Source organism: Limosilactobacillus frumenti DSM 13145 (genome assembly GCF_001436045.1).
Lineage (GTDB): Bacteria > Bacillota > Bacilli > Lactobacillales > Lactobacillaceae > Limosilactobacillus > Limosilactobacillus frumenti.
This window is the reverse complement of sequence record NZ_AZER01000005.1, coordinates 16,743-42,334: the sequence shown is the minus strand read 5'-3', so window position 1 is coordinate 42,334 and position 25,592 is coordinate 16,743. Positions and strand designations below refer to the sequence as shown.

Annotated in this window: 20 protein-coding genes, 1 tRNA gene and 2 pseudogenes; 4 read left to right on the top strand and 19 right to left on the bottom strand. The window is 42.8% G+C overall.

Annotated features, from left to right (window positions below; translation table 11 throughout):
• Positions 1-82: 82 nt before the first annotated feature.
• The 3 genes from FD27_RS01295 to FD27_RS01285 form a co-directional block, all read right to left on the bottom strand.
• Positions 83-1,237: a PIN/TRAM domain-containing protein gene (locus tag FD27_RS01295; protein ID WP_057748337.1), complete on the bottom strand. Its 1,155-nt coding sequence runs from the start codon at positions 1,235-1,237 to the stop codon at positions 83-85.
• A 7-nt stretch (positions 1,238-1,244) separates the two neighbouring features.
• A complete protein-coding gene (gene radA, locus FD27_RS01290) occupies positions 1,245-2,618 on the bottom strand; it encodes a DNA repair protein RadA (RefSeq protein ID WP_057748334.1) in 1,374 nt (457 codons plus the stop codon).
• Positions 2,619-2,799: 181 nt separating this feature from the next.
• Positions 2,800-3,336: a dCTP deaminase/dUTPase family protein gene (locus FD27_RS01285; protein WP_057748332.1), complete on the bottom strand. Its 537-nt coding sequence runs from the start codon at positions 3,334-3,336 to the stop codon at positions 2,800-2,802.
• 97 nt (positions 3,337-3,433) lie between these two features.
• Here FD27_RS01285 and FD27_RS01280 point away from each other — a divergent pair, with 97 nt between their 5' ends.
• Positions 3,434-3,727: a GNAT family N-acetyltransferase gene (locus FD27_RS01280; protein ID WP_057748405.1), complete on the top strand. Its 294-nt coding sequence runs from the start codon at positions 3,434-3,436 to the stop codon at positions 3,725-3,727.
• 17 nt (positions 3,728-3,744) lie between these two features.
• On the top strand, positions 3,745-4,437 hold the full coding sequence (rpiA, locus tag FD27_RS01275; protein WP_057748329.1) for a ribose-5-phosphate isomerase RpiA: 693 nt from the start codon (positions 3,745-3,747) through the stop codon (positions 4,435-4,437).
• A gap of 35 nt (positions 4,438-4,472) precedes the next feature.
• Here the strand turns inward: rpiA and FD27_RS01270 are convergent, their stop codons facing one another.
• Entirely contained in the window at positions 4,473-5,360 is an 888-nt protein-coding gene (locus tag FD27_RS01270) for a LysR family transcriptional regulator (RefSeq protein WP_057748326.1), read from the bottom strand.
• Between the two features lie 124 nt (positions 5,361-5,484).
• Between FD27_RS01270 and FD27_RS01265 the strand changes: the two genes are divergently transcribed.
• Positions 5,485-7,104: a malolactic enzyme gene (locus tag FD27_RS01265; protein WP_057748323.1), complete on the top strand. Its 1,620-nt coding sequence runs from the start codon at positions 5,485-5,487 to the stop codon at positions 7,102-7,104.
• A gap of 94 nt (positions 7,105-7,198) precedes the next feature.
• Complete coding sequence (locus FD27_RS01260) at positions 7,199-8,539, top strand: C1 family peptidase (RefSeq protein WP_057748320.1); 1,341 nt, start codon at positions 7,199-7,201, stop codon at positions 8,537-8,539.
• Between the two features lie 60 nt (positions 8,540-8,599).
• Here FD27_RS01260 and FD27_RS01255 read toward each other — a convergent pair whose 3' ends face one another.
• The 15 genes and pseudogenes from FD27_RS01255 to FD27_RS01190 all read right to left on the bottom strand — a co-directional run bounded on the left by FD27_RS01255 (position 8,600) and on the right by FD27_RS01190 (position 25,521).
• Positions 8,600-9,484, bottom strand: coding sequence for an alpha/beta hydrolase (locus FD27_RS01255; protein WP_057748317.1), 885 nt, complete (start codon positions 9,482-9,484; stop codon positions 8,600-8,602).
• Positions 9,471-10,169: a 2,3-bisphosphoglycerate-dependent phosphoglycerate mutase gene (locus tag FD27_RS01250; protein ID WP_057748313.1), complete on the bottom strand. Its 699-nt coding sequence runs from the start codon at positions 10,167-10,169 to the stop codon at positions 9,471-9,473. Before FD27_RS01250 ends, FD27_RS01255 begins: the two co-directional genes overlap by 14 nt.
• A gap of 72 nt (positions 10,170-10,241) precedes the next feature.
• Positions 10,242-11,198, bottom strand: a complete 957-nt coding sequence (locus tag FD27_RS01245) for an AEC family transporter (RefSeq protein ID WP_057748310.1) — start codon at positions 11,196-11,198, stop codon at positions 10,242-10,244.
• 116 nt (positions 11,199-11,314) lie between these two features.
• Positions 11,315-12,277, bottom strand: a complete 963-nt coding sequence (locus FD27_RS01240) for a beta-galactosidase small subunit (RefSeq protein ID WP_057748306.1) — start codon at positions 12,275-12,277, stop codon at positions 11,315-11,317.
• Positions 12,261-14,108 (bottom strand): annotated as a pseudogene (locus FD27_RS01235) (glycoside hydrolase family 2 TIM barrel-domain containing protein); the annotation flags it as partial. The pseudogene FD27_RS01235 and the gene FD27_RS01240, both read right to left, overlap by 17 nt.
• 251 nt (positions 14,109-14,359) lie before the next feature.
• Positions 14,360-14,446, bottom strand: a tRNA-Leu gene (locus tag FD27_RS01230).
• A gap of 28 nt (positions 14,447-14,474) precedes the next feature.
• Positions 14,475-14,945, bottom strand: a pseudogene (locus FD27_RS08550) (SprT family protein).
• A complete protein-coding gene (locus FD27_RS01225; protein ID WP_057748300.1) occupies positions 14,938-17,115 on the bottom strand; it encodes a Tex family protein in 2,178 nt (725 codons plus the stop codon). The pseudogene FD27_RS08550 and the gene FD27_RS01225 overlap by 8 nt, the downstream one beginning before the upstream one ends.
• Positions 17,116-17,961, bottom strand: coding sequence for an ammonia-dependent NAD(+) synthetase (nadE, locus tag FD27_RS01220; RefSeq protein ID WP_057748298.1), 846 nt, complete (start codon positions 17,959-17,961; stop codon positions 17,116-17,118).
• Between the two features lie 13 nt (positions 17,962-17,974).
• Positions 17,975-19,441, bottom strand: coding sequence for a nicotinate phosphoribosyltransferase (locus FD27_RS01215; protein ID WP_057748294.1), 1,467 nt, complete (start codon positions 19,439-19,441; stop codon positions 17,975-17,977).
• Between the two features lie 12 nt (positions 19,442-19,453).
• A complete protein-coding gene (locus FD27_RS01210; protein WP_057748291.1) occupies positions 19,454-20,155 on the bottom strand; it encodes a GntR family transcriptional regulator in 702 nt (233 codons plus the stop codon).
• A gap of 136 nt (positions 20,156-20,291) precedes the next feature.
• Positions 20,292-21,005: an aspartate/glutamate racemase family protein gene (locus FD27_RS01205; protein ID WP_057748288.1), complete on the bottom strand. Its 714-nt coding sequence runs from the start codon at positions 21,003-21,005 to the stop codon at positions 20,292-20,294.
• 28 nt (positions 21,006-21,033) lie between these two features.
• Positions 21,034-22,683, bottom strand: coding sequence for an aspartate-alanine antiporter-like transporter (locus FD27_RS01200; RefSeq protein WP_057748284.1), 1,650 nt, complete (start codon positions 22,681-22,683; stop codon positions 21,034-21,036).
• A 121-nt stretch (positions 22,684-22,804) separates the two neighbouring features.
• Positions 22,805-24,049, bottom strand: a complete 1,245-nt coding sequence (locus tag FD27_RS01195) for a carboxylate--amine ligase (RefSeq protein WP_057748281.1) — start codon at positions 24,047-24,049, stop codon at positions 22,805-22,807.
• A 74-nt stretch (positions 24,050-24,123) separates the two neighbouring features.
• Positions 24,124-25,521, bottom strand: coding sequence for an MFS transporter (locus tag FD27_RS01190; RefSeq protein WP_057748278.1), 1,398 nt, complete (start codon positions 25,519-25,521; stop codon positions 24,124-24,126).
• Positions 25,522-25,592: the final 71 nt, after the last annotated feature.

Sequence of the window (25,592 nt, the reverse complement as noted above, 5' to 3'; positions counted from 1 at the left end):
AAGATATCGATAATGTTAAGAATTACCATCGATATCTAGCATAACGAATTATTAAGCAAAAGTAAAGATGCTCCGCTTAAAATCATTTTTTCTTTGTCGATTGACTATCATCTGAATGTCCATCAATGCCTTTTTGTGAATGTAATGGACGTGCAAAGATCATGCGCCCAGCATCGGTTTGCAAAGCACTAGTAACTTCCACTTCAATTCGTTTGTTCATAAAGAAACGACCATCTTCGACAACAACCATTGTACCATCATCAAGATAAGCTACCCCCTGTTGCCGCTCAGTACCATTTTTAACAACGATGACTGACAGCTTTTCCCCAGGGATAACACGCGGTCGCAGCGACTTGGCCAGGTTATTAATGTTGAGGACCTGGACATTTTGGAACTGGATGACTTTATTAAGATTATAATCATTCGTCACGATTACGCCGTGAACCTTCTTAGCTAACGCAATTAACTTTGAGTCCACTTCCGGGATATCTTCAAAGTCACCATCGTACATTTCGATTGGGACAATTTTTTCTTCCCGCAGTTTGTTCAAAATATCCAATCCGCGACGTCCGCGGACCCGTTTAATACTTTCACCAGAATCAGCAATGTACTGCAGTTCATATAAAACAAAGTTAGGTACCAGCAACGTTCCTTCCAAGAAGCCAGTTTTGACTAAATCATAAATTCGCCCGTCTATCAGGATATTAGTATCCAAAATTTTGTAATGGTGGTAATTGGCATCCTGTTCAGTAATGACTTCATTATCATCATTTCGGCGGCCACGGCGACTAGCAAGCAGGTTCTTCCATTCATCTAACCGCGTCGTCCCGATCCGGTATCCAAAGTACGAGAACACTACCATCAGTAAAATTGGCAAAATATTGTTAATTACCGGAATCGATGTCCGCCATAAGGGAATCGAAACCAGGATCGCTAATGCCAGACCGATGGCCGTTAATAAAGTCCCAAAAAACAAGTATACCGGCCCTTGCTTGGTCAGTTCTTTTTCAATGCGGGTAATTAGTTGAATTGTTGGCCCGGCCAATAATAATGAAAGTAACCAAAAAATAATTGCACCAATAAAAAGGTCAATAAAGACAAGGAGAGCATTATTTAAATGCCACCCCATGATGTCCCAAACCAGGGGTAAGTAATAAAAACCGATTGCCGCACCAACAATTACATAAATCAAGCGTACAATTCGTTTTCGTAAATCCACATTGGTTCCTCCTTTCATTAAATTTTTATCCTAATGCCAACCGCAATGCTTGACGTAACGTTGCCACCCCAATTACTTCAATCCCGGATGGTGCTTGCCATCCCTTTAAGTTATTTTTGGGAACAAAGATCCGCTCAAAACCGAGTTTCTGTGCTTCGGCGACCCGCTGTTCGATGCGGTTCACTCGGCGGATTTCTCCTGTTAAACCAACTTCGCCAACAAAAGCATCCGATGGACGGGTCCCTTTGTCACGATAACTAGAAGCGATGCTGACAGCAATTGCTAAATCAATGGCAGGTTCGTCCAGTTTAACACCACCAGCCGCCTTTAAATAAGCATCTTGGTTTTGCAGCATTAAGTTAGCACGTTTCTCCAAAACGGCCATTATTAATGATACACGGTTTCGGCTTAAACCGGTAGCAGTTCGCTGGGCATTACCGTAAACAGTTGGCGTAACCAGGGCCTGAATTTCAACGAGGATTGGCCGGGTTCCTTCGAGCGATACTACCACTGCTGAACCGGTAGCATCCTTGAGTCGTTCTTCCAAAAAGATTTCGGATGGGTTTTTAACTTCGGTCAACCCATTAGTATGCATTTCAAAAATACCCAGTTCATTAGTGGACCCAAACCGGTTTTTGACTGATCGTAGAATCCGATAAGTATGGTGAAGGTCACCTTCAAAGTACAGCACGGTATCTACCATGTGCTCCAAAATCTTTGGCCCTGCTAGGGCACCACCTTTTGTTACGTGCCCGACCACAAAGATAGTGATGTTGTTGCTCTTGGCAATCTGCATTAACTGGGCAGTCACTTCCCGGATCTGGGAAACAGAGCCAATCGCCGATGAAACATCCGTGGCTTGCATTGTTTGTACAGAGTCAATCACGACGTATTCAGGCTTTAACTCCCGAATGGTGTTTCGAATGCTATCCATATTTGTTTCAGGATAAATATAAAAGTCATCTGCGGCCACATTCAGCCGTTCCGCCCGCATCTTAATTTGAGTGGCACTTTCTTCCCCAGAAACATACAAGACCCGGTGATGTTCATCACTTAATTGTCCGGATACTTGAAGCAATAGGGTCGATTTCCCAATTCCCGGATCACCACCGATTAAAATCAAAGACCCTGGAACAATTCCGCCCCCTAGGACTCGGTTTAATTCGTTTAATTTAGTCTTGACTCTAGGCATTTCATGACTATTAATGTCACTAATTTTTTGCGGCTTAGCAACTAAACCAGTCAAGGTCGTTGTCGCTTGTTTCGTTGCCTTAGCACCAGTTTCAACTTGTTCTTCAACAAAGGTATTCCACTCACCACAGTTTGGGCAGCGTCCTAAATATCGTGGTGAATTGTACCCGCAATTTTGACAAATATACTGTGTCTTTACTCTGGCCATTTCAGCCTTCCTTTCATCTGATTGATGCGCTTTTTAGTGGTGGCGCATGCAACCCTGATAAATAAGTGATCCCTACCAATTATAAAATTATCAATCTTTGGACCGTTCCACTGGCAAAAAAATCGCCAATTTGGCAGTTAATTTAATAGAGTTATTTCGCTTTCAAAATGAATTTGCTATATTATTTTTTGGTTGAGCCAAACCCACCGGTCCTTTGAGCGGTCGGTGCTTGCTCATCATCAGCAGTGAGGTAGGACATGAAAATGCCCTGGCCAATCCGCTCACCTTTTTTAATATGGTAATCAGTTAACCCATAGTTAACCAGTTGGAAGAAGATTTCCCCTTCGTTAGCATCGTTATTGTAGTAATCTGCGTCGACAATACCAACACCGTTAGGCAAAATCAAGCGGCGCTTTAGGGGGCCACTTGACCGGTTAGCTAATAATAGGTATTCACCTGGCTGCATGTAAGCCTTAATGCCAGTCGGCACTAGGTATGGTTTCAAGCACTTATCCGCAGCTGCTAATTCATCCGCAGAAAGGGTCTGTGCCTGATGAAGATGCCACAATGCTTTCAGAAAATTACCTTTCCAAATTGAAGGCAAGACAAAATCTTCTGAGGCCTCAAAATCATAGCCGGCAGCTTGCGATGTTTGTCGCTGAGGTAAATGCAGTCCTTGATTTTCTTTCGTTGAAACGACTTGAAAGCCACGTTTCATCGTTAATCACCCATTTCTTTTTAAGTTCGTCATTTTATTATATGATAGAAACAGCATTAATGGTATTTCTTTACTTGAAAGAGGGGTGGCAACAATGATTAAATATCAAGTCCAAAATCAACGAATCGTTGCTTCAACTAATGACAATCCCTTTGTCGGCGAACTGTCTTTTCCCAAAATAACTGGTGTCGCCAAGCGCGTAGTTCTTGAACGGGTCTTCGTCCACCCAGATTATCGGGGACAAGGAATTGCCGCCGAGTTAGTCAAGCGCTTTGTTCAACTAGCTGAACAACAAGGGTTAACTGTTAAACTAATGTGTCCATTTGCCAAACAGCAATTTAAGATCCACCCCGAATATCAGCACGTGCTGTTACCGGAAGATCGGTTTTAATTTTAAGGAGGAACATCATGAATCAAGATGAGCTCAAGCAACAAGTCGGTCAAGAAGCGGTCAACTACATTCATGACGACATGATCGTTGGTTTAGGAACAGGAACGACTGTCCATTGCTTAGTCGACGCCCTCGGCAAGAAAATGCAAGCAGGAGAAATCACTGACATTACATGTGTTACTACTTCTAACCGCACTACCCGCCAGGCTGAATCTCTAGGTATCCCCGTTAAAGCAATTGATGATGTTGACCATATTGATCTCACAATCGATGGTGCCGATGAAGTCAGTGCTGATTTCCAAGGTATTAAAGGCGGCGGTGGCGCATTACTATGGGAAAAGATTGTCTCTTACGCATCTAACCGTGTAATGTGGATCGTTGATGAATCCAAAATGGTGGATAACTTAGGAAAGTTCCCTCTGCCCGTGGAAGTTACCCCTTATGGTAGTCATCACCTCTTCAGACGGCTAGCACGGAAGGGTTACCGGCCAACCTGGCGAATGAATGCCGATAATTCCGACTTGTTCCGCACTCACCAACGAAACTTCATCATCGACCTGCACCTTGAGCAAATCATTGACCCATTCAAGCTTCATAAAGAATTGATCGACCTGGCTGGTTTGATTGAAGATGGCTTATTCCTCGACCAAGTTAACGATGTGTTAGTTGGTACTCAAGATGGTCCAAAGTTACTACATGCTCGTCCTTAATTATTAATATTTGTGCAGCAGTTATTAGCAAATCGCTAATGACTGCTTTTTTTATTCGTTAATAAATCCCATAACTGCTGTTGTGATGGTGTCAAAAGCTCATTGCGCCGTTTTACCAAGGACAGGTGGAAATAAGGCTGCTGATGGTCTGTGAACTTTAAGGATGTGAGGTGGTCATCAGGGGTCAGAGCTAATGATGTTAAAAACGAGACCCCAACATTTTCCGCTACTAGTTGCTTAATAATGTGAATATCATTGGTCCGATAAATGACTTTAGGTCGAATATGGGCAGCCCGCGACATCTGGTGAAATGCAGCAACATGAATAAAATCAGTATCGGGCATAATGAAGCTTTGACCCCGCAGGTCACTAAAAGCAATCTGGTGGCGTTGTGCTAACGGATTAGTGTTCCCCACAATTAGTTTAAATGGAAACTTGGTGAACTCATGAATTGTTAGCTGGTCATTGTGGGGAGTATGATCCGATCCTAGAAAAGCCATATCAAGATCACCATCCAGTACCATCTGAAGCAAGTGTTCAGAACCTTCTTCAGTGACGTCCAATAATTCTAACAAATGTGCCCGCAGCAACTTAGGGGCCAGTGCAGCAAAATAATAATTGCCAATAATTGCGGGTAACCCAAAATGGATTTTCTGCTGCTTGGCATTGTCAATTTCTCGTTGGGCAATAACTAGCTCGTTTAAAATTGTTTGCACGTGGCGAGCAAACTGTTGGCCAGTCTTGGTCACCTTGATACGGCGGTGAACATGGTCACGAATGAAGAACTTTACCCCGTACTTGGCTTCTAACCGTTGAATTGCCATCGTCACGGTCGGTTGACTGACATGAAATTCATCAGCAGTTGCAGAAAAATTCTTATTTTTTATTAGGGACATAAAATATTCTAATTCTTTAATTTTCATAATTTGCTTGTTCGATAGGTCTTACATTGTATATATAAATTATATTTATAATATACCACATATTTGACTATCGTTTAGGAGACCAATTAGACTCAGGGTATCAACAAGCAAAGGAGATAGTAAAATGACTGATGCAATGAACATCTTAAATAACCCATTCAAAAATAAGGGGACTGCATTCACCATGGAAGAAAGACGACGTTATGGGCTAATTGGCGCCTTGCCATCACGTGTGAAAACAATTGATCAACAAGCAAACGACATGTACAAGTTATACCAAAGCAAGATGAGTCGGATTGAAAAGCGCCATTTCTTAATGGAAATTTTCAACACTAACCGGACCTTATTCTTCTATATCATGCAGCACCACATTACTGAAATGATGCCAATTGTGTATGATCCCGTGATTGCGGAATCAATTGAAAAGTACAACGAACGTTACCTACGCCCGCAGAATGCTGCTTACCTGTCTGTCCAGCATCCCGAAAACATCCAAGAGAGCTTGCTGAACGTAAGCGGCGACCGTGACATTCGCCTGATCGTTGTGACTGATTCTCAAGGAATCCTTGGTATTGGTGACTGGGGTGTCGATGGCGTTGACATTGCCGTTGGTAAGCTCATGGTTTATACCGCTGCCGCGGGTATTAACCCTGAACAAGTACTCCCAGTCGTGATTGATGCTGGTACTAATAACCACCACTTGCTAGAAGATCCTAACTACCTCGGTGAGCAGCATCCCCGAATCAGCGGACAACCGTATTTTGACTTCATCGATCACTTTATTATCACGGTAGAGAAAGTATATCCTAAGGCTCTGCTCCACTTTGAAGACTTTGGTCGAGGCACCGCTGCCCAAATCCTCGATAAGTACCAAAACCGTCTTTTAACCTTCAACGATGATATCCAAGGAACCGGGATCATTGCCCTTGCGGGAGTATTAGGCGCACTTAATATTTCCCGGGAAAAGTTACGCGACCAAACATTCCTCACCTTTGGCGCTGGTACTGCGGGGATGGGGATTGTCCGGATACTATTTGAAGAACTGGTTCGAGAAGGATTAACGCCAGAAGAAGCTAAGCAACACTTCTACCTCGTTGATAAACAGGGGCTTTTGTTTGACGATACCCCTTCTTTAACAGCCAAACAAAAGCCATTTACGCGTCAACGAGACGAGTTTCCTAATTCTGACCGACTAACTAATTTAGGCGCAGTCGTTCATGCTGTTCAGCCAACCGTAATGATTGGGACCTCAACCCAACCAGGGGCCTTCACTGAACCAATTGTCCGTGAAATGACAGCCAATACGACACGACCAATTATCTTCCCATTATCTAATCCGACAGAACTAGCTGAAGCGAAGGCCAGTGACCTCCTTAAATGGACAAACGGGAAAGCGTTAATTGCGACTGGAATTCCGGTTGCTGACATTCAACTTGATCAAACGACTTTCCATATTGGGCAGGCTAATAATGCCTTAATCTATCCAGGTGTTGGTCTCGGTGCAATCGCTGCGGGAGCTAAAGTGATCAATAATCAAATGTTAGTTGCAGCTGCTCATGCCCTGGTCGGCTTAGTTGACCCCGATCAACCCGGCGCTGCTGTTCTCCCACCCGTTAAAAATATCACTCAGTTTTCGGAACGGGTCGCCGTTGCTGTCGCTCAATCAGCCATTGACCAAGGCTTAGCTAGTGTCGATAACGCTGAAAAGGCGGTTGCTGATACCAAGTGGGAAGCACAATATTAATAATGACGAGGCTGAACAAGTTGCTCAGTCTCGCTTTTCTTTTGTGTAATCACTATAATATTAGTTAATAACGTTAAGGAGCGTGACTAATCATATGTCATATCAAATTAGTTCTGACGACTTAGTAAAGTTCCGTCATGATTATGATGATAATCAAACAAACGCCGTCTTAGAAAATAGTGTCACTAAAAATGGTGTCCGCAATGCTAGTTTTAATTGGCACTCCATTACTGACAATGATCCTCACTTTTCAATTGATTTAAAGACGGGGGACGTTGCCGACCAAAAGCAGTCTGGGCGGTGCTGGATGTTTGCTGCATTAAACACGATGCGTCATGAGATGCAGCAAAAGTTTAACCTGCCTGACGACTTCGAATTATCACAATCATATCAATTCTTCTGGGATAAATTTGAAAAAGCTAACTACTTCTACGAAAACGTTCTGAAGACCGCCAACTTGCCAACTGATGATCGTAAAGTCGCCTGGTTAATGGATGCTCCCCAATCCGATGGTGGTCAATGGGACATGTTATGTGCACTCATCGAAAAGTACGGGGTAATGCCAAAATCAGCAATGCCGGAATCATTCAACTCTAACCGGTCCAATGGGATTAACGACCTGCTCAACACGAAGTTGCGTCATGATGCAGTAATTTTACGGCAAATGGTTAATGAAGAGCATGCCAGTGAAGATCAATTAAATGCCAAACGTAAGGTTATGTTGGGAGAAGTTTATCGGATGCTGTCTTATGCCTTTGGCGAGCCAGCTACCCATTTTGATTTTGAATACCGAACAAAGAAAGATCACAAATTCCACCGTGAAGCTAACCTAACTCCTCAAGAATTCTTCCAGAAGTATATCGGTTGGAATTTGGATGACTACATTTCAATCATCCAAGCCCCAACAGCAGATAAGGAATACTATAAAACTTATACCATTGATATGTTGGGTAACGTTGTTGGCGGCCGCCAAATTAAGCACCTCAACCTGCCAATGCAAGACTTGAAGGACCTCGCCATTAAACAATTACAAGCTGGTGAAAGTGTCTGGTTTGGTTCTGATGTCATTAAATATTCCGAAACTAAACTCGGTATTATGGCCCTCAATACATTTGATTTTGACCAACTGTTTAATGTAGATCTCAATATGTCCAAGGCTGATATGCTAGATTACAAGCAAAGTATGATGGATCATGCAATGGTCATCACCGGAGTTGACTTGGTTGACGGCAAACCAACCAAATGGAAAGTTGAAAACTCCTGGGGGTCTAAAGTTGGTACTAAGGGTTACTTTGTTATGAGTGACGAATGGATGGACCAATACGTTTACCAAATTGTGGTTAATAAAAAGTACCTCAATGATAAGCAGGCCCATGCACAAGCTGAAGCACCCGCTGTTTTGAAGCCATGGGATCCAATGGGCACGTTGGCTTAACTACTAAGAAATTAAAACAGACAACCATCGCTGTGGTGGTTGTCTGTTTGTGTTTTAAATTTAGTTATCTTTAACCGTCGGATGTTCAATTGGTGCCAAAAATTCAGCAACAGTATCATAAATTGCTTGGCTCCAAAAGTCGCGCTCATGGTTGGCTCCCTTCACACGGTAGGCTTCAACCTTTGCACCAACTTTGGTCAAAGCATTATACATTTCTTCCATTTGATGGTATGGAACAATTTGATCCGCATCACCATGGAATAATAGGAAGGCCGGGTACTGCTTACCTGACTGGACATGTTTTAACGGACTCATTTCCGCCTTGACCTGATTCCATTTACTAGTGTCTGAGCCAAATAGACAAAATTGTAACAAATCACTTCCCGGGACGTTTTGGGATTGAGCAAAAGTATCCTCAACATCCATTGGCGCAAAACAAGAAATAACAGCGTTGACCCGGTCAGACTGATCAGCATAATCAGCCGTTTCGTATGCGGGGTCGTCTCCAGTCAGGCCGGCCAACATTGCCGCATTCGCCCCTGATGAAGTGCCCCATAAAGCTACTCGGTCAGGATCAATGGCATACTTTTGAGCATGAGCTCGTAAGAACCGAATCGCGGTCTTCACATCCTGCAGGAAAGCTGGAAATGGGTGCCCATCAAGTGAGTTACGGTGCTGTACAGTCGCCACAACATAACCTTTTTTTACAAATTGCACGAGTTGCGGGATCTCTTCCCCCAAGTGGGGCAACCGCCAGGAACTCCCCTGAACAAAAACGATCAGTGGTCGTGGCGTTGTCGTATATTTTTGCGGAAAGCGTTGGGTCCATGGGGCAAGAATTGTCATTTTAATGGGTTCACCATCAACTGCCGCATAGGTAATGTTATCAATCAGCCGCACCTGACCACTCAGGTTGGGATTATTGGTTAATTCATGAATTGCCATCTTTTTCACCATCCATTGTTATAAACGTCTTTTTAACAATATTCAAATGTTCATCAAATTCATACAAGATTGGCTTCCCATTTGGTACTTCCACCTTGTCAATCTGATCATCAGGGATTTGGTCCAAGTATTTAATTAACGCCCGTAACGAACTACCATGAGCAACAATCAATTGATTTTTACCGTCCAATAAGCGAGGGGCAATTTGATCTTGCCAATATGGTAATAACCGCTTCTGTGTCATTGCCAAACTTTCACTTAACGGCATTTTAACTCCTAGCCGATCATAGCGACGTTCATGCTGGCGTTGCTTTAATTGTGGTGGCAATGCAGAATAACCGCGTCGCCATTCATGTAATTGCTTAGCGCCGACCTCTTCCTTAACCTTGGCTTTATTAAGGCCGCTTAGTGCCCCATAATGCCGCTCATTCAATCGCCAGGTCTTGTGAACCGGAATATATAACTGGTCCGTCTCATCCAAGACAATATTCAGGGTGCAAATGGCCCGTGACATGTATGAAGTATGTGCGTCAGCAAACTGCAGTCCCAAGTTAGCCAGCTCATGACCAACCGCCTTGGCCTGTTCAACTCCTTGATCAGTTAAGGGCACGTCTGTCCAGCCTGTAAAAATATTATCACGATTGGCTTGGCTTTGACCATGCCTTACAATTACTAACTTCACCATATTTAGCCACTCCTTTAACAGTCTCAATGATACACACTTGTGTACAATTTAACAACCTTTCACCATGATTGTCTACTGCACAAACGTCTTCACAATGACCATTAATATTGGAATAACGATTACCGACAAAACAGTCGTTTCTGTTACCATAATGGCGGCATAATTAGCGTCAGCAGAATACAGTTTGGAAACAACCGGAGCATTGGTCATTACTGGCATCGCTGCCTGGAGAATAAATACCTGCTTCATTAATGGTGACATCGTATGACTAGGTAATACTAGTAGTGTCATCAAAAAAGGAGCGAATAGGAAACGGCCGAGCAAGATACCAAGAGCATCTCGATTAATCCGCACGCGACTTAATCCTGCATTTGAAATGGCAATGCCGATAAAAATCATCGAGAGCGGAATAGTTAATCCGCCAACATAAGACAATGTGGACATCAAGAACTGAGGTAAATGCCAGTGGAGGATCACCAGAATAACCCCCACGATGAATCCCAACAGTGGCGGGGAAAAGATCTTCTGAAGGGCCTGTTTAATGTTGATCTTGGCTTCATGACGACCATCTTTTTGAATCAACCAAACGCCTAATGTCCAGAAAAATGTGGTATTTGCCATATAGTAAACCAGTACATATGGAATTGACGGCGAACCAAATAGTGCCAGGTTAATTGGTAAACCAATAAAGACAGTGTTGGAATTGAAAAACATCGATGAGAAGAGGCCAATGTGTTCCTTCTTAATTCCAATAAGCCGCGCCACCACAAACGATAAGACAAACAAAATCACCATTGACAGCACGGGATAACGCAAATCTGGTAATAGTGTTTTCAATTCACCAGCCGTGAAGTCCTTCATAATTGTCGTTACCATATAACATGGCAGGGCAATCTCAGTAACAATGCGGGAGATAACCCTTGGCGATTGTGGGTTAAACCAACCGCGCTCGTTCAAAATAAAGCCGATTAACACCATTATTAAAATAATGGATACTCCAGAAACGGCCGAAATGAATACCGTAAGCACAAACCCATCTTCTTTCTCTTCTCTCTTTGCTAAAGACTATCCTACTCTGATTTTACCAAGCTGACAATTACGCATAAAAAGGCCCTTAGCATTCAGTTGTGCTAAGGGCCAATTACTTATTTATGAGCATTCAAGATAAAGGAGAATTCAATATCTTGGGCTGAATCAATGTGGTAAGCAGGTTCAACATCACTGCCCCAACTATCAATCCCCCCAACACCACGGACAGCCCCGGCAACTACTAAGACCGTTCGTCGTGCTAATGGCAGTTCTTCAATATGAGTTGCATTCTCAAGTTCTTCTGCAGTATATGGCAAACAACTAAAATTAAATGGTTGTTGATCAGCAGCAATCCGCAAGTCAAAGTTTGTATTTACCTGATCAGCATTGTTTTGCGTACTGTTACGGTGGATGACCAAGTATTGGTTGCGCATATGCATTCCCATTTCCTGAGGAACAAGATACTTAGTCACTGGCAAGCCATCCACATGGTATTGACCTGGCTTACCACCCGCCATTCGATCGGGGTAAGTTTCACCTGAAAGTCCCTGGTAATCAAAGCCCGTCGCCTTCGTTGGCATAATCATTCGAATACCGAATACCGGTAATTCTGGTAAGTCTGAATGACCATAATAATGACCGGTCACCTTGATTTGGCCCTGATCATCAATCAAATACGTTACCGTTACCTTCGTCGATGGCACTGTCAAGATTGCAAAGGTATAAGTAATTTCAACTTGGCTGGCTGTCTGCTGGTCATCAAATTGATTAGTTATTGGTGCCACGGGAAGTTCAGCAAAGTGGTGTTGGTCAACAGTCAGTTGAATACCTACACACTTAGCAAACTGATCTGCCCCGAGCCATTGAGCCGCTTTCAAGTTAAAACCACTACCGCGATCATTATCAGTAGTTGCCCGCCAGAAGGTTGGTGTTGGTACTCGATACAGCCACTCTTTATTATCAATCTTAAGGGATTCTAGTCCGCCCTTTTCATAGCTAAAGATGTAGTCAAAGCCATCTCCATCAAGGCCAAGGGTACCATCCCCATAAATCACTTTTAATTTATTTGTGTAAGCCATAGTAGTACTTAACCTCCTGCATTGCTGGTTTTGGCGTCCGATCTGCAAACATTAGTCCATCACCGGAAAATTCATAGTCAGAATGACGATCATCAAAATCGCCACCGTAGCGCATGACATCTTGACCAGAAATTTGATCATGAACAATCAAGGCTTGGTCGATGAAGTCCCAAATGAATCCCCCAAAATATTGTGGGTACTTATCTAGTAATTTGATGTATGAACCCATTCCCCCATCAGAGTTACCCATGTCATGCATATATTCACATTCCATAAATGGCTTGTCAGGGTTATTCTGCAGGTATTCTTCCACTTGATGTGGCGGTAAGTACATCCAGGATTCAACATCTGACAACTCTGGACGGTAATCTTTGCAACCTTCCTTTGACAAATATTGTTCGGGGTCAAGACTCGGAATTTGCTTTTGATAATTATGCGTATGACAAACACCTTCGTAGTGAACTAACCGTGTTGCGTCATGTTGTTTATAAAATTGCTGCATTGCCACCAGGTTATCGCCGGCAAATGATTCATTCCCTAACGACCAGAAAAGAATAGCTGGATGGTTCTTAAAAGTTTCGTAGTTTGTCCGCGCACGGTCAACAACGACTTCCTTCCATTGTGGAACTGAACCAGGAACATTATAAGACGGTTCGATGGCGCCCATCTTTTGCCAGGTGGCATGTGATTCAAGATTATTTTCAGCCATCATGTAAATCCCGTTGCGGTCACACAAGTAGTACCACGGAATCTGATCCGGATAGTGGCACGTCCGGACAGCATTAATATTGTTTTCCTTGAAGGTCTTAATATCATCTTCCATATCTGTCAGCGTAATGGACCGTCCTCCGCGGGCATCCCATTCGTGACGGTTAACACCATTGATTATTAAGCGGTGTCCATTCAGCAATACAACGTGGTTAGCACTGATCTCGATCCGTCGGAAGCCAAATTGATATGGTACTAGTTCAACTAATCGCCCGTCAGCATCACGGACCTCAACAAGTAGCTGGTATAAGTATGGGTGGTGATTATCCCATAGATGTAGATTTTCGACCGCAATTTCATTGAGTTCGATGTGTTCATCTGTTGGCAACGTTTCATCTACCACTACGTTACCATCAGCGTCATGGACTAAAATACGAACGGAACCAGCGGCTGCTCCACTCAAACGGGCTGCAAAGTTAAAGGTCCCCGTTTGAAAGTCATCATTGACGTGCGGCATGATCGTTAAGTCTTCAATATGAGTGACTGGAGCCGCCTTTAGTTCCACATTCCGGAAAATACCAGAGAAACGGAACATGTCTTGGTCCTCAATCCAGGAAGCAGTACTATGCTTATATACCCGGACGGCAATCACGTTATCCTCATCTTGAATATAAGGAGTCAGGTCGAATTCAGATGGTGTAAAGCTATCTTCGGCATATCCAATAAAATGACCATTCAACCATAAGTACATGGACCGTTCGACCCCTTCAAAGCAGATTCGAATATCCTTCCCCCGGAGTGCGGGATCAAGGTCAAAATGCCGAACATACGAACCAACCGTATTATCCTTGCCCTCACTAAATGAGCCTTCTTGTGCATCATCCGCACTAAGCGCATAGGCGGGACGCCGGTAAATCTTTCCTTCCCACGGCATCAATGTGTTAATGTAGTTATTTTGTGCATAATCACTTAATTCAATCTCACTTGGTACTTTAATGCGGTCAAACGCGCTCGTATCATAATCAACAGCATAAAAATCAACTGGCCGTTCTTGAGGATTGGCTGAAAATTTAAATTGCCATTGACCATTCAGACTTTGGACAAAGCGACTGGCGTGTGTCTGCCACTCACGATAATTGCCATAATAATGGTGATCACTGTGGGCCGGTAATTGATTTACCCGAAAAGTTTCGGGATCATCAAGCCATTTAATATCTGCTTCCATTAAATAAAACCTCCTTAGGTCAACGTACTATTCTAGTATAGCGCTTTCATGACCATAAAAGGGGATTTATCATTCAACTTAATAAATTCTGATCATTTTAAATCTAAAAAAATACCCAACCGATTAAATCAGTTGGGTATTTTTAGTAGTGCGGCTGAGAGGACTTGAACCTCCACGGTCATAAATCGACCATAAGATCCTTAATCTTACGCGTCTGCCAGTTCCGCCACAGCCGCATCAACAAATAATAGTATAGCAACTCTATTATCCGTTGACAAGTACTTTTTTAATTAATTTGAAATGTTGTCCACATTGCCGGCAAACGTACCGCTTAACGTTAAAGCGACGACGTCGATAAATAGTAACTTTACAGCCGGTACATTGATACAACCACAGTGTCGTTTGGCGACAACGAGCCTTACTCGTCGGTGGCGCGTATCGCGATCCACCAACTTGGGCAAGTAAATTACGAAATGCTGGACTACAGTGTCGATAATCCGCCCCACTGAGATGCAAATGATAATGGCATAATTCATGGAGAACCACTCGCCGCAAATTATCCTGATCAAACTCGGTTAACATTAGTGGATTGATATCAATATGGTGGTCGTTTAAATGGTACCGACCGCCAGTTGTCCGTAACCGCGAATTAAAGAAAATCTGGTGTTGAAATGGACGATTAAAGTACCGTAGCGATCACTCCTCAGTTAATTTTTGGAGCTCACTGTTAGTCATTAGCTTCATCTTGCGGTGCAATCATCGTTAGTTGAATCCGTTGACGTTTCATATCAACAGATTCAATCCATACATCAACAATATCGCCGACAGATACTGCTGCCCGCGGATCTTTAATGAATTCTTTACTCATCTTGGAGACGTGCACTAAGCCATCATGCTTAACACCAATATCGACAAAGGCACCAAAATCAACAACATTCCGCACCGTCCCTTGGAGTTTCATCCCCGGCTTCAAGTCATCAATAGTCATGACATCCTTACGCAGCAGTGGCGCGGGCATAGAGTCACGCAGATCTCGACCTGGTTTCTGCAAGGAAGCAACAATGTCCTTGACAGTTTCCACACCAGCCTTAGCCGTTGTAAAGTCATTAACATCTAACTGCTTTAGTTGCTTTTCTGCTGCAGCAGACCCGAGATTATCCACACTAATTTGTGCTGAGTCCATGATTTTCTTGGCAATTGGGTAACTTTCTGGGTGCACATCGGTGTTATCCAATGGATTATCGCCGTTAACAATCCGCAAGAAACCAACAGATTGTTGGAACGCCTTTGGCCCTAGACGAGGTACCGCCTTTAATTGCTGGCGATTAGTATATTTACCATGCTCATCACGATATTTAACAATATTTTTCGCCGTGGTCTTATTAAGGCCTGAGATTTGTGTCAATAGTTGGTAACTAGCAGTGTTAAGGTTCACACCAACGCGGTTGACGGCACGCTCAACAACAGCATCTAATTCACCCGCCAGTTCCTGCTTTGGCAAGTCATGTTGGTATTGCCCGACTCCAATTGATTGCGGGTCAATTTTGACCAATTCAGCCAACGGATCTTGCAAACGACGGCCAATGCTAATTGCGCTCCGTTGTTCAACGTGTAAGTCTGGAAATTCATCACGTGCTTCCTGGCTCGCAGAATAAACTGAGGCCCCGGCTTCATTGACGATGACATAATATACGGGCCGCTTAATCTTCTTCAAAGCATTGACCACAAACTGTTCTGACTCTCGGCTGGCCGTTCCATTACCAATAGCGATCATTTCAACATGATACTTTTCAATCAGATCAATTAATTGACCTTCCGCAGCGACACGTTGCTTTTCGGGCGCGGGCTTATGCGGATAAATAACTGCCTTCGTTAAGAACTTACCATTTTCATCAAGCACTGCTAATTTACACCCGGTCCGGTAAGCAGGATCAAATCCTAAAACAACCTTCCCCTTAATTGGTGCCTGCATCAACAAATGATAAAGGTTCTCACCAAAGACCTTAATTGCTTGCTGGTCAGCTGATTCGGTTAATGATCGTCGTAATTCCCGTTCAATGGCGGGACCTAAGAAACGTTTGTAAGCATCGGTATATGCATCTTCAATCAACTTAACAGCAGCATTTTGTTTACTTGTACGTACTAATCGAAAACGCAAATAATTAAGAACGGTCGATTCATCAGCAGTGATTTTAACGTTCAGAACGCCTTCCTTTTCACCCCGATTAATTGCCAGAATTTGGTATGAACTTAATTCATTGACAGGACTAGTAAAGTCATAATACTGCTCATATGTCTTCAATTCATCCTTCTCTTCACCATTACGTTTAACTGTGGTAGTTAATTGCCCGTGATCCCGTGTATAATTCCGTAACCAACCCCGCACAGTGGACATTTCACTAATGGCTTCAGCCAAAATTTCATGAGCACCACTCAGGACATCTTCAACTGTTGGAACATCATCGTTAACGTATTTCTGTGCCGCTTTTTGAGGATCATCATCGGGATAAGATAATAACCAATTTGCGAACGGCGCTAACCCATGCTGACGCGCAACTTGGGCCTTAGTCTGCCGCTTTTGCTTATATGGCAAATACAGGTCTTCAACTTCTTGCAACTCAGTAGCAGCTAAGATCTTTTTTTCCAGGGTGGCGGTTAACTTGCCCTCTTCTTTAATTTTATTAATAACCGTTTGTTGGCGATCCAGCAAGGTTGTTGCATGCCGGTATTGATCATGAATATTCTGAAGTTGAACTTCATCCAGAGTCCCGGTCGCTTCTTTCCGGTATCGGGCAATGAAAGGAATTGTGTCTCCTTCATCCATTAACTTCAATGCTGCTTTAACCTGCGATTGTCGTAAATCAGGAATTTGCTGACTAACTAATTCAATTGCTTTTTGATCCATCTAATCCTCCGTGATTGTTAAACGCCACCAATTGTCACGTGGACTAATCGGTTGATGACGTTTATGCTGCGTCCGTTTATACCAGTTTTCAATCGTCTCAGCTGCTGAACGGCTGACCTCTTTACCTTCCAGATAATCATCAATTTCTGGGTAGGAAACTCCCAACGCCTTTTCATCTGGCTGCATTGGTCGGTCATCTTCCAAGTCGGCTGTTGGTACCTTCTCATACAAGTGAGCAGGCGCTGATAAGTATTTGAGCAAGGCCTTGCCCTGACGTTTATCCAACCCTGATAACGGTGTTAAATCAGCACCGCCATCTCCAAACTTAGTGTAAAAGCCAGTAACCGCTTCTGCCGCATGGTCGGTTCCAACAACAGCACCGCCATATTGGCCAGCAATAGCGTATTGTACAATCATTCGTTGCCGTGCTTTAATATTTCCCTTATTAAAATCACTGATTTCCGTCCCAGCAGCAGTTAATGCTTGCACCATCGCATCAGTCGCGTCCTTGATATTTACCCGGACAGTCTTGTCGGGATGGATAAAATCGTTAATAGCCATCATAGCATCAGATTCATCAGCCTGTTCACCGTAAGGCAAGCGAACAGCAATAAACTGATAGTGGTCATCGTGGGTATCCTTTCGTAATGCTTCTACCGCTAATTGCGCTAAACGACCAGCAAGGCTAGAATCCTGTCCACCGGAAATACCTAAAACTAAGGTGTGCATCCCGGTCGACTTCAAAAAGTCTTTAATGAAATCAACCCGTTCTTGCACTTCTGTAGCAGGATCAATCAAAGGCTTTACCCGCAGATCGTTAATAATAATTGCCTGTTGATTACGCATTATAAAATGCCTCCTAATTATCAAGCGTCTTTACATATTCATGAATCCGATGAATCATATTCAACTTGTTGTCATAGCACTTTTGTGACAAATCAACCGGATAAACTTCAGGGTTAAGATCACGCTTATACTCATCCCACAAAGAATCTAAATGACGAGCTCGCCGTTGCCGACTCTCATCTAATGTTGGTTCATCATAAACGAACTGACCATCTTTCCAAATATCCTTCAACATTGGTCGAGCATTAAAGTCATCAACATCTTTTTGCTGGAGCGGGAAATTGGGATTGAACATATTGAGTGATGATTCTTCGCATGGATTTTCATCATCCAAGGTGATATAGTCACCTTCACTCTTGCCATCTTTACGATCGTTGATCCGCCAAACCTGCTTTTTACCGGGGGTCGACATCTTCGCAACGTTATTAGACAGCTTAATTGTATCAACCATCTTGCCGTTCTTATCTTCAAAAGCCACCAGCTTATAAACAGCGCCTAATGTTGGTTGGTCATAAGCAGTAATCAACTTAGTTCCAATCCCCCATACATCAATTTTAGCGCCTTGCATCTGCAAGTTCTGAATAGTCTTTTCATCTAAGCCATTGGAAGCATAAATCTTGGCATCCTTGAATCCAGCATCATCCAACATTTGACGAACTTTTTTTGATAAGTACGCCATATCGCCAGAGTCGATCCGGACTCCCTGGAAATTAATCTTATTGCCAAATTCTTTTGCCACCTTAATAGCATTCGGTACCCCACTTTTAAGAGTATCAAAGGTATCAACGAGGAAAACACAGTCGCGGTGTGTTTCCGCATATGCTTTAAAGGCATCATAGTCATTGCGATAAGCTTGAACTAGCGCGTGAGCATGTGTCCCAGAAATTGGAATTCCAAATAACTTACCCGCACGAACATTACTAGTAGCGTCGAATCCGCCGATATATGCTGCCCGAGTTCCCCAGATTGCAGCATCCAGTTCTTGCGCCCGACGACTACCAAATTCCATTACCGGTTGCTGACCAACAATGGATTTAATCCGGGAAGCTTTAGTGGCAATCATGATTTGGAAGTTAAGAATATTTAAAATCGCCGTTTCAATCAGTTGCGCTTCCATCATCGGTGCTTCAACTTGGAAGATTGGCTCATGGTTGAAGACGAGGTCTCCTTCCTGGAAACTACGAATGGAACCAGAAAATTTAAATTGGCGAAGATATTCAATAAAGTCATCATCAAACTGATTTGTACTCTTTAAGTACTCAATGTCACTATCAGTAAAATGCAAGTTTTTGACATATTCGATAATATGGTCTAATCCAGCAAACACAGCATAGCCATTTTGGAAAGGCATCTTGCGGAAGAAAGCTTCAAAAACAGCCCGGCGATTACCAATTCCTTGTTTCCAGTACGTTTGCATCATGCTCAATTCATACGCATCGGTGTGCAGAGCTAAACTGTCGTCTGGATACTTATATTTCATTATTTAATACCTCTATTTTTCTAATACAAATTCAAATCGTGAGCCAGCATACTGGGTGTGAACATACTCAAACGGTGTACCATCTTGTAAGTAGGAAAGCTGCGTCATTCTTAGCAGTGCATCCCCCCGCTTAACGTTAAGGTAAGTCGCGATTCTTTCAGTTGCATTAGTGGCTGAAATATGTTGGACAGCATGACCTGGAAACAGGTGAGCCTTCTTTTCTAGCGTCTGCCAGAAAGAATTAGTGACTTCCTCCTTACTGAAATTCTCAATTAGCCGAGCGGGGACAGTCGCAATTTCAAAACAAATTGGAACATCATTAGCTAACCGGACCCGTTCCATCCGGACAACCTGTTCGTCATGGCTTAATTTCAATTTTTCAATTTCAGTTTGAGACGGAATCGTCAAGTGATAAGAAATTGTTTTACTCGACGGTGTTTTTCCTAAGGAACGCATCAAGTCTGTAAAACTCGTCACGCCGGACATTTTCTCTTGAACTTTACGATTAGCGACAAATGTACCTGAACCGACACGCCGTTCAAGAATTCCTTCATCAACCAGTGCCTGAATTGCTTGACGGAGAGTCATTCGACTAACGTCAAAATGGGCAGCCAACTCTCGTTCAGCCGGAATCTTTTCACCAACCTTCCATTTACCATCTTCAATATTCTCACGAAGTTGATTATGGATCTGGATATATACTGGTGAGCTCATATCTCTTCCTCCTTACACCACTAATATCTAAAAAGTGATTCGAGTATTATTTTACCATGCTTAGGGTCACCTATACCAATTTTTCACAATATAAAAAGGGGCCTAAGATCTCCCTAGTCCCCCATATTATTTATCACTACTTTTTTTGACGAAGTTGCAATGCCCGCTCAATGGAACGATCCACGATAATTGATTGCGAATCGGCCACTGGATACTTCGTTTCTGGATCCATTTCTTCCGCGTATGAAAGTTCAGTACAACCTAAAATGACAATATCACAATGTTGTTCTTCAATCATCTTGCGGACTAATTCATGATACTTAGCACCATCTGAATGACCGGCCTTCTTAATATCATTGTAAATAAGATCTTCTGTCATCGCTTGAATCTCGGGCGTCGGTTTAACCTCTTCATATCCAGCTTTCGTAATATAAGCATCATATAAACCAGATGTAATCGTTCCGTCAGTCGCCAAAAGGCCGACCCGCTTAGCAGTCGGGTTAATTTTCTTAATTTCATCCACCGTAGATTGCAACATATTCAAAATTGGAATGTCAGTTGCTGCTTGCAGTTGATTGTATGAATAGTGAGCAGTATTGCAAATTAAAACAAAGAATGCTGGATTTAACTGACTCTGTTGTTTGATATCTTCAATCAATGGAATTGTCGGATTAGGTTTGCTGTGGTCAAGAATCCAACTAGTGCGATCAGGAATGGTAGCATGGTTAACCACCACGTAATTTAAGTAATCCTGATCAGAGTGGGTTGGAGTTCGTTGATCAAGCAAACGGACATATGACTCAGTTGCTAAAGTTCCCATTCCACCAAGGATTGTAAAAAATTGTTGCATGATAATTTCCTCTCAGTTTTATTTCTAATCATGTTAGTAAGGCCACGAAGATTGGCCCTAGTAAGGTAATGCCAATGTTCCCCATAATGTAAGCAGGGGTCAATGCCGCAGCAAAGTAGGCGCCACCTTCAGAACCAGTCTGAGCGGTAATCTCGGTTAGCGCAGCTGCTACAGTCCCTGAGCCAGTCAGCGCCCCAATCAATGCCAATGGCTCAATGTGCAAAACGTAGCGACCAAAAAGCAGAGTTAACAAGTGCGGTGCAATAGCGACTACCACCCCAATGATCAGGACACCAATCCCCAAAGATTTAACTGCTCCAGTAAAGGCTTGGGCAGATTGCAAACCAACTGTTCCTACAAACAGGGTTAGCCCAACATTCTGGAAGAAAGCCGAAACCGAGGTCGGAATTGAATCATGATCACGGTGACGAGCAATCCAGGTACTCAATAGCAATCCCATGATCAATGCGGCGACACCATTACCTAATTGCAAAGGAATACCGTTTAATTTTATTCCTAAAACACCTAAAAGGGAAGCACCAGCAATTCCCAAGGAGAAAAGTGAAAAGTTGATCGCTAAGTCGCTAGTATGCCAGCGCCCCATCTTCTTTAAAATTGCCGCGGTTCGTGATGTGTTACCAGTCAATGAAATGACACTACCAGGACGCAGTTGGTTAAATAACTGTTCATTCCCCGTATCTGGATCTTGGATATTGATAAAGACCCCATGCTGCCGAAGAATTGCTAATTGGGTAAACTTGAAATTCTTCCCCAAAACAAACTTGCGCTCGGCAGGAGCGTTAGTTGGCGTTAATACTTCTTTAGTGCCTTTAATCGCATGCATCTGATCAAAGTGAACAGCATAACCAATTACGACCAGTAAGTCTCCTGGTTGCAATTGATATTCAAGGTGGTCGGTCATATCACGGTCATGAAAAGCGGCTAAGGCAATTAAACGGTAATCTGACCATTTATTAAAGCCACCCAACGTTTTACCAACCAACGGCGATCCAGGTAAAAGACGATAAGTTCGTCGCCAAGTTGGGTTAGGATTCTTCGCATGGAAGTGGTACTTGCGGGCCATCTGAGGACCACGCTTAGGAATATTAATTCCAAGAATTTTCGGTGCAATATCACGAAGGAAAATCAGAACCCCCAGTGTTCCAAATACATAAGTCAAAGCATAGGCAACTGGTAATTGTGCTTCATAGGTAGCCTTAACGGCTGAACTAACCGGCAAAGAATTGATAGTACTTAAAGAAGAAGCAACCGTTGAAGACTGGGTAAGGGACCCCGCAATAATCCCCGTGGCAATTCCAGGGCCAATGTGAAATGCTGCAAATAAGGCCCAGGAAACTAACAGTGCAGATAAGAGCCAAAATAATCCTGCAATGATAATTCGCGAGCCAAACAGCTTCAGGGAGACCATCAATTGCGGTCCTATTTGGTAACCAATTGAGAACATGAAGGCTGCAAAAAAGATCGTACCTAACATTTCATCACGTGGAAACGACCCAATTTGACCAACAATTAAGGTAACGACCAAGGTTGCCACGGTAGCCCCAATTTTGAATCGACCAGCAATTTTATATTCACCGATGGCAAAACCAATCGCCATGCAAATAAACAGGGTAAACACCTGATTATGCACCATAAAATGAACAATTGAATGAATCATAAATTATCTCTTTCTTAATAATAACTAGTTAATCAAGCCACATTATTACATTGATAGAATAGAAATTCAATAAACATTACAAAACGGTTGGTAGAGGCCTTCCCTACCAACCGTTAATTGGTTATTTCTTCATCACAAAGTATTTTTCAAAGTTCTTTTGGTAATTGCTATTGATGCGTTTTTCAAGTAACCACCGCATCAGGTTCATATCCCGATCATAGTGGAATGTTGTTCCAAACCGTTTTTGCGCAATCAACTGTTCAGCTTCATGCTTAATTTCATTATCCTTGGCATACTGCAAGAATGTCTTTTGAGAAACTCCCAGCCACAACTGGTATTTACTCTTATCCTTATTAGCATAAACAGTTGGTTGATCCTTTAAGGTGTCAAAGACATAGTCCTCAACGGGATATGACGACAACTGGTAACCATTCAGCGAAACAAAGAAGCTACTCCTTCCCTGGCGAGGATTCAAATCAAAAACCTTAAACTGTTTATCACGCCGATCATATTTGAGATCGAAGTTAACAAATCCAGTGAATTTAACGCTTTCCAAGAAACGCTTAATGTTGTCATAAATTTGTTGATCATATGCTGGCATAATTGCAACATAATTACCAACGTTAGCTGGGTTGCAGTCTTCCAGTAATGGGTGACCAAGACACATCATTTTAACTTGATGGTTACGATCTACATAGCAGTTAATTGTCCGCATATTACTATCGTCACCAGGAATAAACTCTTGAAGGACCAGGTCGCCCTTGTATGGACTATGTTCATAAATAGTGGTCAGGACTTCCGTCAACCGCTGCTGATCATTAATGATATAAGCTTTCTCATAGCCAGCAAAATTACCTTTATGCCACTGCACTGCATCAGCTGCTTTCAAGGCGATTGGGAAGCCAAATGGTGATTGATAATTCTTGTAGTCAGTATCTGGCTTTAAAATATCAGTCTTCGGGTATGGCAAACCATATTGTTCGCAAACTTGGTAAAACTGTTCCTTGTTGGTTAATTTAGCAACCTCATCATAATCTGCATATGGGCAGTCCATATATTTAGATAATTCTTTACGGTGCTTCGAGACTAACTCAGTATAGTCATCCCCACATGAGATCAAAACAACCTCTTTACCAGCTTTCTTAAATTCTTGAGCTGCGGTAATTAACGTTTTAGCAAATACCGCTTCGTCCTGCAGATTAGGTAAGAAATGTAGGTCGACAATCTTAGAAAAGCAGGTTGGTGCTAACGGTTGGCGAGCGTAGAGGTGGGACTTAATCCCGTATTTTTCGTACATCGAACGAGCCATCCCGTATGCATTAAAATCACTACCAAGAATTAAGGGAACAAATTTTTGCTTGTCCACTATTATTCACTCCTTAATAATACTGGGTCAATTTTATCATTCTCGCTCCATAATAACCATCAATCTCCGCGCTTTTATGCACTTTTATGGTGAGCCTGCCAGTGAAAGTTAATTATAACGGCCATTAGAGTAATGATAGCTAAAAACAGGATCAAATAATAATCAATCTGACCACCAATAATGGTTTGCTTAACCAACGCGCTCCCGCGATTTTGGTACAACGCAATAATTGCCGTCAGCAAACCGGTACCAACAGATCCGGCAAATTGTTGCACCATATTAAAGACAGAATTAACATCTGAAGAATTATGCGAAGAAACAATTAGTGAGGCGTTGGAAATTGTCGTTGAAAAAGCTAAATTAAAGCCAACGCGCAACACAATAAATAACAGTGTCATCAGTATAGGTGTTAGGTTACGTTGGATGATAATAAAAAATAACGATGCCACAGCAACCATGCTTGCTCCCGTAACTACTGGTTCGGCAAAGCGTCGTTGGTCGGCCCAGCGGCCCCCTAGTGGAGCAATAAAAGCCCCAATAAATGATCCGGGGAGTAAAATCAAGCCAGCAGTCATTGAACCGCACCCCAATGCATATTGGGCATAAACGGGGATTACTAGTGAGATTCCAATATTGATAAACTGCAGGTTAAAGTAAGTTAAGTTCGATAAACGAATTGGCACCTGACGAAAAATCGAAAGATCCAACAATTGTGATTTCCCATGGTTGTTGAGGTACAAGAATGCTGCAAAAAAAATTACTGCCAAGATAACTGCTAAAATGCAACCTAGGAAGTTGCTGCTACGCCCGATCGTGCTAATTCCACCGATAATCAAGATAAAGGCCGCTGCTAAACAAGCCAAAGCACTATAGGAAAATGGCTTATCATTTCCAAAAGGACGATTATGGATATATTTTTGCCCTAGGTAGAGACTGACAAATACAAATGGCAGCAGAATCCAAAAGATCATCCGCCATGATAGCTTCTCCACAACTACGCCACCATAAGTAGGTCCTAACGCTGGTGCAAAGGAGATAATCATTCCAGCAACGCCAGTCATCATCCCTTTTTCATTAGTGGGAATCTGAGTGAAAATTAAGTGAAATAGGATTGGGGTGGAGAAGCCGGTCGCAATGGCCTGAATAAGGCGGCCCGTCAAAAGAATTGGAAAGTTGACGGCAGTGGCGCAAATCACGCTTCCTACAATGAACATCATCACTGCCACTAGATGTAATCGCCGAGCAGGAAACTGACGTAACAAGTAAGCAGTGGTCCCCATTACAATTGTCACCATCAATAAGTATCCACTAGTAATCCACTGGGTAGTATCCAGTGTAATGTGAAACGTTTGTGCTAACTCTGGATAAGTAACGTTCATTGCTGTTTCGTTCATAATACCAATAAACGTCAATAATGCTAAAGCCACAATCGCATCATAGATATTTGCTTTCTTTTCTCCCGTGTTAGTCACGTCAGATAACCTTCTTAAAATGCAAAAGAGCCCTGACAATTCACTTTGCCACAGCTCGAACCAATGTTGAT

Excerpts from the sequence above, each read along its gene's own strand:
- FD27_RS01295 (WP_057748337.1), bottom strand. The coding sequence starts at position 1,237 with ATGAAAGGAGGAACCAATGTGGATTTACGAAAACGAATTGTACGCTTG.
- radA (WP_057748334.1), bottom strand. The coding sequence starts at position 2,618 with ATGGCCAGAGTAAAGACACAGTATATTTGTCAAAATTGCGGGTACAAT.
- FD27_RS01285 (WP_057748332.1), bottom strand. The coding sequence starts at position 3,336 with ATGAAACGTGGCTTTCAAGTCGTTTCAACGAAAGAAAATCAAGGACTG.
- rpiA (WP_057748329.1), top strand. The coding sequence starts at position 3,745 with ATGAATCAAGATGAGCTCAAGCAACAAGTCGGTCAAGAAGCGGTCAAC.
- FD27_RS01270 (WP_057748326.1), bottom strand. The coding sequence starts at position 5,360 with ATGAAAATTAAAGAATTAGAATATTTTATGTCCCTAATAAAAAATAAG.
- FD27_RS01265 (WP_057748323.1), top strand. The coding sequence starts at position 5,485 with ATGACTGATGCAATGAACATCTTAAATAACCCATTCAAAAATAAGGGG.
- FD27_RS01260 (WP_057748320.1), top strand. The coding sequence starts at position 7,199 with ATGTCATATCAAATTAGTTCTGACGACTTAGTAAAGTTCCGTCATGAT.
- FD27_RS01255 (WP_057748317.1), bottom strand. The coding sequence starts at position 9,484 with ATGGCAATTCATGAATTAACCAATAATCCCAACCTGAGTGGTCAGGTG.
- FD27_RS01250 (WP_057748313.1), bottom strand. The coding sequence starts at position 10,169 with ATGGTGAAGTTAGTAATTGTAAGGCATGGTCAAAGCCAAGCCAATCGT.
- FD27_RS01240 (WP_057748306.1), bottom strand. The coding sequence starts at position 12,277 with ATGGCTTACACAAATAAATTAAAAGTGATTTATGGGGATGGTACCCTT.
- FD27_RS01225 (WP_057748300.1), bottom strand. The coding sequence starts at position 17,115 with ATGGATCAAAAAGCAATTGAATTAGTTAGTCAGCAAATTCCTGATTTA.
- nadE (WP_057748298.1), bottom strand. The coding sequence starts at position 17,961 with ATGCGTAATCAACAGGCAATTATTATTAACGATCTGCGGGTAAAGCCT.
- FD27_RS01215 (WP_057748294.1), bottom strand. The coding sequence starts at position 19,441 with ATGAAATATAAGTATCCAGACGACAGTTTAGCTCTGCACACCGATGCG.
- FD27_RS01210 (WP_057748291.1), bottom strand. The coding sequence starts at position 20,155 with ATGAGCTCACCAGTATATATCCAGATCCATAATCAACTTCGTGAGAAT.
- FD27_RS01205 (WP_057748288.1), bottom strand. The coding sequence starts at position 21,005 with ATGCAACAATTTTTTACAATCCTTGGTGGAATGGGAACTTTAGCAACT.
- FD27_RS01200 (WP_057748284.1), bottom strand. The coding sequence starts at position 22,683 with ATGATTCATTCAATTGTTCATTTTATGGTGCATAATCAGGTGTTTACC.